The sequence below is a fragment of the Mycobacterium sp. 2YAF39 genome (assembly GCF_052114565.1).
Classification (GTDB): Bacteria; Actinomycetota; Actinomycetes; order Mycobacteriales; family Mycobacteriaceae; genus Mycobacterium.
The window spans coordinates 431,106-444,245 of record NZ_JBFREZ010000005.1 but is presented as its reverse complement, the minus strand read 5'-3'; the positions used below and the strand labels follow the sequence as shown (position 1 = coordinate 444,245).

General features: G+C 65.9%; 11 protein-coding genes and 2 pseudogenes. 5 read left to right on the top strand and 8 right to left on the bottom strand.

Annotated features, from left to right (window positions below):
• Nucleotides 1-1,401, bottom strand: coding sequence for a mechanosensitive ion channel domain-containing protein (locus tag AB4Z42_RS17585; protein WP_442010469.1), 1,401 nt, complete (start codon nucleotides 1,399-1,401; stop codon nucleotides 1-3).
• Nucleotides 1,401-3,563, bottom strand: a complete 2,163-nt coding sequence (locus AB4Z42_RS17580; RefSeq protein WP_442010468.1) for an adenylate/guanylate cyclase domain-containing protein — start codon at nucleotides 3,561-3,563, stop codon at nucleotides 1,401-1,403. Before AB4Z42_RS17580 ends, AB4Z42_RS17585 begins: the two co-directional genes overlap by 1 nt.
• Before the next feature lie 44 nt (nucleotides 3,564-3,607).
• Between AB4Z42_RS17580 and AB4Z42_RS17575 the strand changes: the two genes are divergently transcribed.
• Nucleotides 3,608-4,066 (top strand): DUF1810 domain-containing protein, encoded by a 459-nt coding sequence (locus AB4Z42_RS17575; RefSeq protein ID WP_442010467.1) that lies wholly within the window; start codon nucleotides 3,608-3,610, stop codon nucleotides 4,064-4,066.
• Here the strand turns inward: AB4Z42_RS17575 and AB4Z42_RS17570 are convergent.
• The 4 genes from AB4Z42_RS17570 to AB4Z42_RS17555 all read right to left on the bottom strand — a co-directional run bounded on the left by AB4Z42_RS17570 (nucleotide 4,041) and on the right by AB4Z42_RS17555 (nucleotide 7,494).
• Nucleotides 4,041-5,333, bottom strand: a complete 1,293-nt coding sequence (locus AB4Z42_RS17570) for an alpha-amylase family glycosyl hydrolase (RefSeq protein ID WP_442010466.1) — start codon at nucleotides 5,331-5,333, stop codon at nucleotides 4,041-4,043. The two genes, AB4Z42_RS17575 and AB4Z42_RS17570, sit on opposite strands and share 26 nt — an antisense overlap.
• A gap of 18 nt (nucleotides 5,334-5,351) precedes the next feature.
• Nucleotides 5,352-6,446, bottom strand: a complete 1,095-nt coding sequence (locus tag AB4Z42_RS17565; protein ID WP_442010465.1) for a hypothetical protein — start codon at nucleotides 6,444-6,446, stop codon at nucleotides 5,352-5,354.
• Nucleotides 6,447-6,463: 17 nt separating this feature from the next.
• Complete coding sequence (locus tag AB4Z42_RS17560) at nucleotides 6,464-7,051, bottom strand: TetR/AcrR family transcriptional regulator (RefSeq protein WP_442010464.1); 588 nt, start codon at nucleotides 7,049-7,051, stop codon at nucleotides 6,464-6,466.
• Nucleotides 7,052-7,146: 95 nt separating this feature from the next.
• The gene (locus AB4Z42_RS17555) at nucleotides 7,147-7,494 is read right to left on the bottom strand and encodes a DoxX family protein (protein ID WP_442010463.1); all 348 of its coding nucleotides are present in this window, start codon (nucleotides 7,492-7,494) and stop codon (nucleotides 7,147-7,149) included.
• Nucleotides 7,495-7,628: 134 nt separating this feature from the next.
• Between AB4Z42_RS17555 and AB4Z42_RS17550 the strand changes: the two genes are divergently transcribed.
• Both AB4Z42_RS17550 and AB4Z42_RS17545 read left to right on the top strand, forming a co-directional pair.
• Entirely contained in the window at nucleotides 7,629-8,270 is a 642-nt protein-coding gene (locus AB4Z42_RS17550) for a hypothetical protein (protein WP_442010462.1), read from the top strand.
• Between the two features lie 47 nt (nucleotides 8,271-8,317).
• A pseudogene (locus AB4Z42_RS17545) lies at nucleotides 8,318-8,878 on the top strand (DUF5701 family protein); the annotation flags it as partial.
• 93 nt (nucleotides 8,879-8,971) lie between these two features.
• Here AB4Z42_RS17545 and AB4Z42_RS17540 read toward each other — a convergent pair.
• A pseudogene (locus AB4Z42_RS17540) lies at nucleotides 8,972-9,604 on the bottom strand (alpha/beta fold hydrolase); the annotation flags it as partial.
• A 78-nt stretch (nucleotides 9,605-9,682) separates the two neighbouring features.
• On the opposite strand from AB4Z42_RS17540, the gene AB4Z42_RS17535 reads away from it, so the two are divergent.
• Together AB4Z42_RS17535 and AB4Z42_RS17530 are read left to right on the top strand one after the other, a co-directional pair.
• Nucleotides 9,683-10,237: a TetR/AcrR family transcriptional regulator gene (locus AB4Z42_RS17535; protein ID WP_442010461.1), complete on the top strand. Its 555-nt coding sequence runs from the start codon at nucleotides 9,683-9,685 to the stop codon at nucleotides 10,235-10,237.
• Nucleotides 10,238-10,310: 73 nt separating this feature from the next.
• A complete protein-coding gene (locus AB4Z42_RS17530; protein ID WP_442010460.1) occupies nucleotides 10,311-10,943 on the top strand; it encodes a PaaI family thioesterase in 633 nt (210 codons plus the stop codon).
• Here the strand turns inward: AB4Z42_RS17530 and AB4Z42_RS17525 are convergent.
• Complete coding sequence (locus tag AB4Z42_RS17525; RefSeq protein ID WP_442010459.1) at nucleotides 10,909-12,894, bottom strand: FUSC family protein; 1,986 nt, start codon at nucleotides 12,892-12,894, stop codon at nucleotides 10,909-10,911. The genes AB4Z42_RS17530 and AB4Z42_RS17525 overlap by 35 nt on opposite strands.
• Nucleotides 12,895-13,140: the final 246 nt, after the last annotated feature.

Here is a 13,140-nt window from a genome sequence, read left to right as displayed (position 1 = left end):
TCAGTCCTCGACCGCGGCCAATGCCCGCCGCAGGCTGTCCCGCCGTTCTTCGATGGCACGACCGAAGTCCTGCAACAACACCGGCTTTCGCGACACCAGGTCCTCGACGACCTCGCGATCGAACTGGAGAACAGTCACTTCCTCGAGCGCATACGCCGCCGCGGTGACGGCTTCGAGTGTCAGCGCTGTCTGTCCCAGAAAATCGCCCGATTCGAGTGTTCGGACGGGGATGATGCCACCCGCACGGTCGGTCGCCGCGAGCCTGACCTTTCCGTTGACGATGAACGTCATCCGCTTGGGGATCTGCCCGGTGTACTGGATGTACTCCTCGGCGCCGTAGCGCGTGAGTCGGACCCGGTCGAGCAGATGCTCCTGGTCCTCATGGCTCAGCCGCAGCGTCGGCGCGATGATCCGCAGTGAGGTCTGCACGCGTTCCGGCGTCGCGAATTCGTCCTCAGCCTCGTCGAGATGCAGACCCGCTCGCCGGGATGCGTACCAGACCCAGCGCAGAAACTGCGATTTGGCGGCGAAGTCGTCCGCGGGGGAGCGCAGCGGAATCCCCGTGCTGTATTGCAGGGAGCCGGCACTGACACTCGACGGCCTCGCCTCCGGCCGTAGCTGCGGGAGCATGGTGGCCACTCGGTTCAGCATCGCGATGACGTCGTCAGGCGGGTCGTCCACCGAGAAGACCGTGCCGACGCTGAGAGAGTGGGCCCCGGCAGGCCGGCTGAGGTTCTTGAACGACGCGGCGGCCAGCGCCGAGTTGGGCATGATCATCATGCCACCGCCGGTATTGATATGTGTTGCACGCCAGTTGACTTCGACAACACGGCCACGCGCTGTCGGGGCGTCGATCCAGTCGCCCAGTTGAAATGGCTGCTCGAACAAGAGAAGCAGGCCGGAGATGATCTGCCCCACGGAGTTCTGCAGCGCGAGTCCGATCACGATGGACGTCACGCCGAGCGCGGTGAACAGGCCACCGACGTTCGCGCCCCAGATGTAGGCGAGCATGATGGCGAGGCCGACGGCGATCACCGCGAATCTGGCGACGTCGAGGAAGATCGACGGAATTCGCTTGCGCCAGCTGCCCTCCGGTGCACCTTGGAACAGCGTGGCGTTCAGACCGGACAGCAGAAGGACCAGCACGACGAAACCGAACACGGTCGCGACGACCCGCACGGGTGTCGCCTCGCCGGAGACCTGAATCGCCTGCACCAGCAGGATCAGCAGTGCGCCGAGCGGCAGGATGTAGTTGCGCACCAGATGCACCGGGCGGGCAAGCGCGTTGCCGCGGCGCAGCAGCGCGTTGTGCACTTCGGTGAGGATCACCAGACAGACGGGGAAGCCGACGGCCACCCCGATGGCCCAGTAGAACCACGGGGAATCGAACACGGTGCTCATTACTGCGCCAGCCGCCAGACGGGCTGTTCTTCACCGTCAACCGTGACGACACCGGCCGAGGTGAAGGTGCGGCTGTCGCGCATCGCGTCGTACACCTTCGACGTGACGTAGACGCCGGGTTGTGGCGAGCCGCTCTGCACCTGATACGCGAGGTTGACGGCCGCCCCCCACATGTCGTAGGCCAGGGTGGACCTGGCGACCAGTCCACTGGTCACCTTGCCGGTGTCGATGCCCGCCCGCAGCTCCAGGTCGTGTCCGGTTTCGGCATTGAACCGTTCGATGATGCGCTGCATTTCGATGGCGAAATCGACGGTACGCCTGACGTTGTCGAGCCGCGGCACACTGAGCCCGCAACTGGCCAGGTAGCCGTTGTGCAGGGTGCGCACCTGCTCGATGCCGAGATTCTCTGCCGCGGCGTCGAATTGGCGCGTCAGCTTGTTGACGATCGCCAGCAGCTCGTCGGAGTTCAGCTCCGAGGACAGATCGTCCAGACCGACGACGTCGGCGAAGATCACCGTGACGTCCTGGTGGTCCTGTGCGATCGTTTCCTCGCCTTCCCGGTAGCGCTGTACCACCGGCTGGGGCATAAGGGACAACATCAGCCTGTCGTTCTCGCGGCGCTGCTCGGCGAGCAGTTCCTCTTTGATGGTGAGGTTGCGGCTCATGGCGTTGAACGCGACGGTGAGGTCGCCGAACTCGTCGCGTGAACGCACGGGCAGGGTGATGTTGTAGTCCCCGGAACTGATCTTCTGGGCGCCGGTCTCGAGCCGACGGATGGGGCGCACGAACAATCGCGCGAGCAGCATCGCGGCGAGACAGACGACGAAGATGATGGCAACCGTGGAGAGCACCAGCGTCCGGGTGAACGCCGCAACCGGGGCGAACGCCTCCGAGGTGTTGATCTTGGCGATCACATTCCACCGCAGGCCCTCGATGTCGGCAGGGGCGTAGGCCTGCAACGTTTCGTGACCCAGATAGTCCAGGGCGATCAGCGTGCCCGATTGTCCGCGCTGCGCGAGTTTGGTCGCCTCTGTGGGCACCGGCTGTATCAAGGTCGTGCCGCCGCGGTCGATCGCTTCCTGTGCGATGTCCGGTGGCGTGCCCGCATCGACGACGTCGCGCTTGTACGCCGCGGGATCCTCGAGGAACAGCCGGGAGTCTGACCGCATCAAGTCGTCGGGGCCGACGATGAACGTCTCACCCGTCTGTCCCATGCCGGACTCCGGCCAGCGTCGGTCCATCGTCATCAGGCGGTTGATCTTGGATATCGGAAACTGCAGGGCCAACACACCCTCGACCCTGCCCTGCGGGCCCACCGGCGACATGAACCATGCGGTCGGCTCGTCGGCCGGTTCGTACTCTCCGAAGTCGGTGATGCCGACGTAGTCGACAGCGTTCGAATCGAGAGCGTCCTTGTACGCCGTTGCGATGTTGCCGCCCTTGAACGGACCGGTGAACACGTTCGTGCCGAGATCCACGCCCTTGTAGGCGGAGTAGATGACGTTGCCCCTGGTGTCGAACAACAGCGCGTCCTCGAACTCGAACCGCGTGACGATCTCCCGGAAGAAGTCGTTGTAGCGGGCGTTGGCGGCCGACCAGGCGCTGCCGTCGCGCGCGTCGTCGAACTTGATCGCCAGATCAAAGTCTGAGAACGGCGCCGTGTAGTAGGCCTGCAGGTAGCGCTGCGCGTTGGTGGACGGCAGCACCGCATCGATTTCCACCTCCTCGCCGGCTTCCTTCTTCGTCGGTGCGAACTGCGTGGTGTAGTAGTCGACGATGGACTGCTGCTGAGCCGGGCTGATCGTGGCAGTGTTGAGCTGATCGAATCCGGCGGTGAATGCCTCGATGGCCTGGGTCGCCGTGGCCCCCCGCGAGTAGATCACCAGAGAATCCTTCAAGTCACCGATGCCTTCTTGCAGCTGGCGGCTCTGTGATTGGCGGATCTCGGTCAGTCGATCGAACACCGACTCCCGCAACGACGACCTACCCGACTGGTATCCGATCGCACCGACCACCGCCGCCGATAAGACGCTCGTAGCGAGGAGCATCATCAGCAGCTTGCTCTGAATGCTGATCCGGGATGTGACGCGACGCCGCAGACCGCGGGGCTTCGGCGCGGGGTCAGGCGGGTCCGACGCCTCCGAATCGTTCGATGTCGTCATTGAATCGCAAAGACTATCTTGCGAAACTTGCAAATGAGGGGGCTGTGGGCAAATTGTTGTCATCCGATCGTGCCGATCCGTTCGATCTACGGCGCTTCGTCGACGCCCAGGATCGCGTCTACGACACGGTGCTCACCGAACTGCGCAACGGCCGCAAACGCAGCCACTGGATCTGGTTCGTGTTTCCGCAGCTGCAGGAGCTCGGGCACAGTCCGACGGCGATCCGTTACGGCATCACGTCACTCGCCGAGGCCAAGGCGTATCTCGATCACGACGTGCTCGGGCCGCGGCTGCGGGAATGCACACAGGCTGTGGCCGGCATCAGGGGCGCCTCGGCCGACGACATCTTCGGCTGGCCTGACAACCTCAAGGTGCGTTCGTCGATGACGTTGTTCGTGCACGCCGCCGACGCCCCCGACGTGCAGGCAGATTTCCGGGCGGTGCTCGACAGGCTCTACGACGGAGTCGAGGATCCCCTCACACTCGAGCAGCTGGCGCGATGATCAGCCAGCCGTGCGGTTCGACCTCGGCTCGAGACACGACAGTGGACGGCGGCGCGCCCGACCCGGCGACGATCTGGCCTTCGTCGACGCCGAGGTCCGGAAGCGAGACGCGCAGTGGTTCGTCGTCGATGTTGAGCGCCACGACCAGCGCATCGGACCCGTTGCGGGTCTGGTAGACGTACTGGCGGTTGGTCAGCTGCAACGGCGACGTACGCGCCGTGTGCAGCCACGGGTGTCGTCGTCGCAGACCGATCAGGTACTGGTGCAGCCGGAAGATGTCCTGCCCGTGCTGGTCGACTCCCATTAGCGGAGAACCGAATTCGGGCCGCACCGCGTCATCGCCCCCGAACCGCTCCTCCTTGACACCTTCATATGCGGATTCGTCGCCCGCGTACACGCTCGGCGTCCCGCCGGTGGTCAGCAGAAGCACCAGCGCGTGCGCCAGGTGGCGGGTGTTCTCCAGTCGGCTGGCTATCCGGGTGACGTCGTGATTGCCCACGAAGGTCATGGGCACGAAGGCGTCGAGAAAGTCGTTGTGGCGCACCAGTGCCCAGTCGAGTTCGTGGAGGTTCCCGTCATTGAGGCTGCTCCAGATCGCCTTCCACAGTTCGTACTGGGTCACCGAGTCGAAGGTGGCGGCGCGCACCGTTGCGGCGTAGTCGCCATGGATGACCTCACCGACGATCCAGGCGTCGGGAAATTTCGTGCGAACCCTGGGCAGCACCTGCGCCCAGAACCGTTCTGCCACCGAGTACGCCGCGTCCAGACGCCAACCATCGGCACCGCGCTCCAGCCAGTGCGTCATCACGTCGACGACGTAATCGACGACTTCAGGGTTGTCGTGGTCGAGCGCGATCAGCTCGCCGTGACCCTCGAAGGTGTCGAAGTCAGAATCGTTGCCCTGCTTGCGAAACCACTCGGTGGTGGCGAAGTCGGCGCCGACGTGGTTGAAGACGCCGTCGAGCAGAACCCGCAGTCCACGTTGTCGTGCCTCGGCGATCAGGTGGTCGAAGTCACCGTCGTCGCCCAGTCGCGGGTCGATGCGATAGTGATCGGTGGTGTCGTAACCGTGCGTGCGCGATGCGAATATCGGCCCGAGCGCCAGGCCCGACGCACCGAGTTCGATGGCGTGGTCGAACCAGTCGCTGACGCGGCGCAGCCGGTGCTGGCCGGGCCCCGGCGGCGGGTCCGCGGGATAGGCGCCGACGAATCCCAGTGGGTAGACCTGCCACCAGATCGCGTGCTCGACCCAGGACGGTTCCGTCATGAACCGAACTTCAATGGCTCAGTCGACCAATGATAGGACCCGAGGTCGTAGTGCAGTCCCGGATCGGTCTGGCTGGCTACTGTCATGGCTCGCAGGATAATTCAGCACCGACCGGAACGTGCCGGATCGGATCATGGCGGCACTGACGGCCAGCACGCATCCGGCCGCGGCCCAGCCGAGCAGGGTGAGCAGCGGGGCCATTGCACCGTTGGTTCCGAAGTACTCGACACTGCGCAGCAACGCGACGCCGGAGCCTTGGGGCACGATCGCGTTGAACGTCGTATAGAAGCCCGACAGCAGTGGCTTGCCGACAGGGCCTGCCGCAGCGGCGTTGCCGATGATCACGAGAAACGCCGTGAGCGCGGCAGACGCGATGGTGCCGAACGCGGCTGCGACGCCGGTCACCGCTCCGGCGACGGCCATCGCATAAACGAACAGCGCGCCGAATACCTGCCAGGTGTGTCCGGTGAGTGCTCCGAGGATCACGTCGACATACAGCGTCACACCACCCGCCAGCACCACCGAGTACGCAGCCAGACTCAGTGTGCGCCAGGCGAACGTGGACGGTTTGTGCACGCTGCCCATCATCCGGCCGAAGATCGTGGCGCCCACCGACGCGCCGATCGACAGGAATATGACGGCGTAGAACACGACCGTGCCCTGCGGGTCGGCCGCGTTGGTCGGGGCGACGTCGGTGACATCGGCTGCCAGCCCGGCTTTCGCGGCGACGCCGCGCCCGACTGTCTCGGCGGCGGCCGCGACGCTTCGGCCGCCGCCACCTGCCACATAGATGTCCAGGTGGCCGGGAGCGTCGATGACGAAAGCGGCGTCCGCCTTGCGGCCGAACACCTGATCGTGTGCGGCGGCAGCGTCGGCAACCTGGGTGACCGCGAGCGTGTCCTGCCCGTGCAGGCCGTCCACGAGCTGCTGTGGTGCTGCGACGGCCACGTTGAGGTGGCGCAGAGTCGGTTTGGCGAAGGCGCCCGAATAGCTGGCGATCATCGCGATGACGAACACCGCGAGCGCCGCCATGACCAGTGCCATATTGCGAACGTCGTTGCGGGAGGGCCTGATATCGGTTGCCTCGATGAGGGGAGCGCGGTGTTTGCCCACGGGGGATCCTTTCTGTTTCAGGTCGTGATGTCGGGGCGAGTCAGCAGCGCGTCGACGGTGTCGAGCGCGGCGGTCACCCGGTCGAGAAGATCGGTGCCGTGTCCCGATTCGCTGGGGTCTTCCATCCAGGACCGCAGTACCTCTTGGAATCCGCCCACCAGGAATCGGCTGACCGCATCGGGTTCAAGGCCCGCGATGGGTCCGACGACGGGTAGAGCCCGCGTGGCCAACTCCTGACAGGCTGGGAGGAGTTCGGCGCGGAACGCCGCCACCACCCGCTGGGCCACCGCGCTGGGCACGACGTTGCGGTACATCGCGCGGTGTTCGGCGGCGAGCCCGAAGATCCGCAGGATCCTCGAGCGCGGCTCGCCGTCCAGATCGGCGGCCGCGGCCGCGAAGGCGATGGTGAACGCCGTGGCGACCGCGTCGTCGCGGTCGGTGAAGTGCCGGTAGAAGACCTGCCTGCTGACGCCTGCCCGCGCAACGAGGTCCCCGACGGTCAGCTGATCGACCGGGCGTTCGTGCGCCAGGGTGAACGCCGCGTCGTGCAACTTGGCGCGGACGCGTTCGGCGCGCGGGTCGGCGCTTTGGGTGCGGGTGGCCACGGATAGAGCCTAAGCCATTTCATAGACAACTGACTACGAAAACATAGGTTAGCTAAGGCACCATCGCGAGCTGGTGTGATGCCCGCCTCAAGAGGTCACCGAGTGTGCAGTACAACCGTCGCCACGGCGAGCCCAAGCCCGATCACGGACGACGCCGTATCGCCGACGCTGTCCGACGAACGAACATGGCTCATGATGGCCCCCAGCGACAGCAGCGCGAGACCCGCCGCGGCGACGATGCCGAGGGGCGGCCATTTGAGCCCGGCCAGCACTCCGACGACGCCTGCGAGTTCGAGAAGTCCGATGGACCGCCAGAGGGCGGGGGAGATCCTCAGGTGGTCCCGGATCGCGAGTGACTGCCTGACGCCGAGCAGTTTGATCGAGGCCGCGAACAAGAACAGCGCCGCGAGCAGGATCGACACGATCACCGTTGCCATCGCCATGATTCGTTCACGTTAGAGGCGGGCGCGCAGCGACAGACCTCAATCCTACGAACGAGATACCAAATGTATGGGGGTGCGGTATCTATAGATCCGCCGGTCTCCTGTGGACCGTTCAATTCTCTGAAAGGGAATCCATGGAAATTGCGCGTTTGTCCGCCACGAGCCTGGCCGTCGCGGCTCTGGTCGTCGGCATCACCGCCACCGGCTGCAGCAAGAGCGAAGACAAGCCGGAGTCGTCGACCTCGTCGGCATCATCGAGCACTTCTGCCGCGGCGTCTTCCTCGGAGGAGAGCTCCACGGAGGAAACCAGCGCACCCCCGGCTGCGCCTGAGGACTACGGTTCGCTCCTCATTCCCCCCGCCGATGTCGGCGACAACACCCAAACCCCGGGCGGCATCCAGCTGAATCCCGGCGGCAACCCGGGCGCGGCCCAGGTCTATGCAAGTCCCGATGGCGCCCGGAAGATCATCGACACCATTCTGGTGTTCCCGGATGTCGCGACCGCTGAATCGAATTTCCAAAGCAATTCGGCGACGATGAACACCGAGGTGACCGGCGCGCCGGGGCCGGTGGACATCGGTGACAACGGAGTGATGGCCACGGGCACTTCGCCCGACGGCAGCAAAGCGGTGACTGAATACCTGTTCACCGTCGACAGGGCGCTGGTGAATCTGAGCTTCGAGAGCGCGCCGGGTGACCCGGTGCCACCGGAGGTTGCCACCGACATCGCTACGAAGCAGGCCGCTGCCGTCGCGGCGGGTCTGCCGGTCGAGTAGCGGCCGGCCGTAGGAACTTCGGGACGGGGTGGCTGCGTTGTGGACGGATGCCCGCCATTGCCGCAGCCACCCTGCCGAACCTGCCCGACCAGGCGCAGCGACTGATCGAACTCGGCGTCCACCGGATTGCGGGTCTGTCCGCGGATCAGGTGCGGGCGGCCACCCGTCACCAGGTTGGCGGGCCGGCGCTGCTCGTCGTTCACCACAGCGCCGCGCCGGCGTCGGCGTTGGCACCCTTGCTGACCTGCTCCGGAAAACCGGGTTTCGTGGTGAGCGATATGTCCGACGTCGACGCCTTCACGCCGATCGCGTCGATCGACGTTCCGGATGCGCCTTTGTACCTGCTCCACGACCTCGATCGTGGTGACGCGATGTCGAACTGGAGCCCTGAGGAGGCGCTGCCGGCGATCGTCGGAGCGGGACGGACACCGTTGACGCTGACCGAGGCGGTGCACTGGCTGCTGCAGCAGCCGGACGTGCTCGAACGAGGGCGTTGCTTCATGACGATCGGATCCCGGTTGCGCAAGCCCTCGGGTGCCCTGGACGCCAGGACGCCCGCGGTGTGGATCAGCAATGGCACCGGCAGGGACGGAAGGGCGAACCGCGACGCACCGAAGGTCCGTCGAAAACGTCTGGAACGTCGAGCCCGGTATGGCGGCGGCGATCGCCTTACCCCAACGCGTGGGCGCTGTCGGGTCTTCGGCGCCCCAGGTGATCAGCACGGGCGCGGTGATTCCGGAGGCGCGCGCCCGCAGGTCATGTCCGGGGTCGGTGAAGCTTTTCCACAGCGCCGCAGCGGTTTTCGCGCCGTCAGAGGTTCTGGCACGGCCAACCACGCGCGTTACGACGGCCTTGTCGGTGGGATTCTTGGCCTTCATGTAACCGCGCACGAACACTCCGAAGACCGCGCCGACGACCGCCGGTCGTCCCATCACCGCGCAGAGCAAGCGGGTGAACATGCTGTGCGGCGTGAAGCCGCCCGTGTTGACCAGGACCACCCCCGCCACTCGATCTTGTCGTTCGAGCGCGAGTCGGCAGGCCGCATATCCACCGACGGAGTTCCCGACCACGACGAGGTTGCGCAGGTCGAGCAGGTCGGCGAGTTCGACGAGCAGATCGCCGAATTGGACGGCGCGCAGCGGTTCCTGGGGCAGGGGAGAGGTGCCGTGGCCTGGCCAGTCGAGAGTGAGCACGCGGCGTCCGTCGGCGAGGGCAGGGCGTACCGTGTCGAAATCGGTGTGGTCGTGAAGAGCGGCGTGCAACAACAGGATCGGCGGACCCGACCCTTCGTCGGTGTAGGAGACGGTTCCCAGTGAGGTCTGCAGAAGGGGCATCGGGATACTCTTTTCATTGACCGGGCGGTCGGTCAATTACACTAGGCGGGAGTCGACGCCATGGCAAGAGGAGGCAACGTGGAGGTAGCCAACAAGCGGGTGGCCGCGGCCCTGCAGACCCGAGCCAACCTCATAGAGACGGGCCTGGTGCTCGCCGAGGAACTCGGGCTCGAGGGTCTGAGTGTCAACGCCGTCGTCGCGGCCGCGGGCGTATCGAAAGGCACGTTCTTCCATCATTTCCCGGACCGGGTGTCCTATCTGGTCGCCCTTCACCGCCGGTTCCACGACGTGCTCTTCGGCGAGGTGATGTCGGTCATCGGCGATCTCGAACCGGGCAAGGCGCGACTGGACGCCGCCGCACGGGCCTACCTCGATGCCTGCCTTCGTGACCGCGGTGTCAAGGCCCTCCTGTTGGAAGCCCGCGGGCATCTCCCCATCGCCGACGAGGTGATGCGGCGTAATCGAATGAATGTCGACATCGTGGCCGCCGACTTCACCGCGCTCGGCTGGACCCATCCCCGCGAATCGGCGCGGCTGTGGGTCGCCGCGACCGCGGAATGCGCGCTGATCGAACTCGAGCGGGGCCGTCGCGACAGCGCCGCCCGCGCGGCGCTGTCGGATCTGGTCGGATGACGCATCGACCGCGTGGCGGTCGGTCATCGGAGCTGATTCGACAACGTCGGCTAGAACGTGTTCTAGTGCACAGATGGTGCAGTACACCGATATCGGGGACGTCTCCTCCGCGGAGGTCGAGCAGATGCGCGGCGTGTACGCGCCCCTCGCCGAATCGGTGCGCGCGCTCATCGACGCGACGATCCGCACTGAGGTCGACGCGGGCACAGTGGCCGCGGTGAAAGCCGAGATCGACGCGGCGACGGCACGGCTGCGGACGGCGCAGTCCGATGGACCGTTCGGGGTGCGCTTCACCACCGGTGGTGATCGCATGGCGTGGGGAAACCCGGTGATCGGGATCCGCAATCCGATCGCACCGCCGCTGACCCTGCAGCGAGACGCCGGCGGACGGGTTTTCACCGACTTCGACCTGGGTGCGGCATACGAAGGCCCCCCGGGACACGTCCACGGCGGTGTCTCGGCGCTTGTACTCGACCATGTGCTCGGGGAAATGGCGGCCGACGGGGAGAATCCACGGTTCACCGGCACGATCACGCTGCGCTACCTGCGCCCCACCCGCCTGGGTCGGCTACACGCCGAGGCGGAGATCACGAGGACCGACGGAGTAAAGGCTTACGCGTCAGGCCATCTCGCCGACGACGAAGGGATCACGGTCGAGGCGCAGGGCGTGTTCATCCAGCCGAAGTGGGCTCGCGGTCAGGGATGATGCTGACGAGGCTGCGCGTGATCGTGGCGATCTCGGAGACGAGCACCCGTCCTGCGCCGTTGTCACCGGGGATCAGCGCCGCGTGCTCGCGCACCTGCTTTTCGGTCGCCGTCAGTGCGGCGACGTCGACTGTCCACGGCAGAGCGGGATTCGGCGGTGCGCCCCGCAGCGCTTCGACGTAGTCGTCGACCGCCGCGATGAAATCGGGTGTCAGCGCGGACGGCGACTCCGCAGGCAGGCTTCGTTCCAGCGACGTGCAGGCACTCGTGACCGCGTTGAGTGCCGCGCGGTAGGACCGCAGCCATCGGCGTAGCTTCCGCGAGTCCATCCGCGCTGCGCCGGACGCGGCTTCGAACGCTGCGCGCGCGCGGAACGCGCGCTGCCACGCCGCCGCCATTGCATCGGCGGGATGGTCCAGTTCATGGACAAATGCTCTGACCACCGTTGCTGCATAATCGATTTCGGTCTTCAGTAGTTCGCCCGCCCGCTGTTGCAGCCGAGTCAACGCGTGGTCGGGCAACACCACATGTGCCACCACTGCAAGGCCGCCGCCTATCACCACCGAGAACAGTCGGTCCTCCACCGTCGCGCCGGCCACCACGGCGTTGATGTCGAGCATGAACACCACCGCTGCAGCGACCACTGCGCTCGCCGCGATGTAGCCGAACCGCATGACCCAGAACGTGATCGCGAGGCACATCACGGTGATCACCGCGGCGGCCGCGCCCGATGGCTGCCAGATCGTGGTGACGAGCGACGCCACGATGATCCCGCCCGCGGCGCCACCCACGCGCCCGACGCAGCGGGTGTAGGTGTGCGCCGTTTCCGGCCGCAGGACGAAGAGGACGGTCAGTGCGATCCAGTCACCGTGTGCGATCGGCGCGAACCGGACGGCGATCGCCAGCGCTACCGCGACGGACAATCGCACAGCATGACGAAGAATCGGCGACGCCCACGTCAGATGCTTGCGGACTTCGATGAGTGCCGACCGCAACGGGTTCATCACGTCGGGTTGGAGGAGATCCGGGAACCGGAACTCGGCCGCCTCCTGGAGCTGTTTCGAGAAGCGTTGTGCTGCTGTGGATTCCGGTCCAGTCAAAGTCGTAACCGCGGTGTCGACGCGGACAAGGGCGTGCTCGGCTTCGCGCCGGGCGTTGTGCTTGTTCTCGGCGATCGCGTCGAGGGCCACCGCCGCGTCGCTGAGCATGCGCGAAATGCGGTCACGCTCATCGCCTTGGGTGCCACGCAGCGCAATCAGCGTTGCCATCAAGCGTTCAGGCAGCCGGTGCCCGCCGTGGTAGGCCTCCGGTCGTCTGGTGGCCTGGGTGTCGGCGAATGCATCCCGGAGCCACGTCAGCTGGGCCGCCTCCAGCGGGGAGTCGCGATCCGTGGCGATACGCCGGGCGTCGGCGGCCAGGGACCGATAAGCCCATGCCAACGCATCGCTCTGGGTCCGCCACCGTTGCGGCGGCCAGACGGCGATCAACGCGGCCTGCACAAAGCCCGCCGCGATCGTCAGGAGCGTGGGCAGCGCGACGGTTGTCACCGACGGCACGTCCGGCGGTGCAATGACGATCAATGCGCTGCTCGCGGCCCCGACGAGGCCCGCATGGCTTCCGAGCGCCCACTGCATTCCCGACCCCAGGCACCAGAGCGCGATAACGATCAGGAACAGGACGGTGTAGGCCGAGGTCAGCGATCCGACGAGGACGGCGGCACCCATTTGCAGCGCCACGATGACGACGAGTTGCACGCGTCCGCCAGGACTGTCCTGCAAGGCGATGGCGGAGCAGACCACTCCGGCGCCGGCCGCCCAGACCGCTGCCGCGCCGCTGTCGACGGCCAGGGCGAGGATCGCCATCGCCAGGACAGCGACGTGACTGCGAGCCACCGCGCCGATGTCCGGCGTCGGCGGCTTCAAGGCGTCGAACATCCTGCTGCCGGTCGTCACTCACTCATTCTGACCTCAACGACCTCGCTCGATGGTCCAACTTGGCCCGAATCGCACTGCAATCTCACGTAAATCTCGGCAACCTCTCAGGCTGCGGCGCCGTCAGATCGCCTGCGGCACAGGATATAGCGGGATCCAGTTACGGATACGTCAATCATTTCGGCGCTGTTCGTTTTCGATTAGGCTGTATGAATTCAAGGTCACCGATAGAGTCAGCGTTGGGTCAACAGAGCAGTCGGAGGTGCC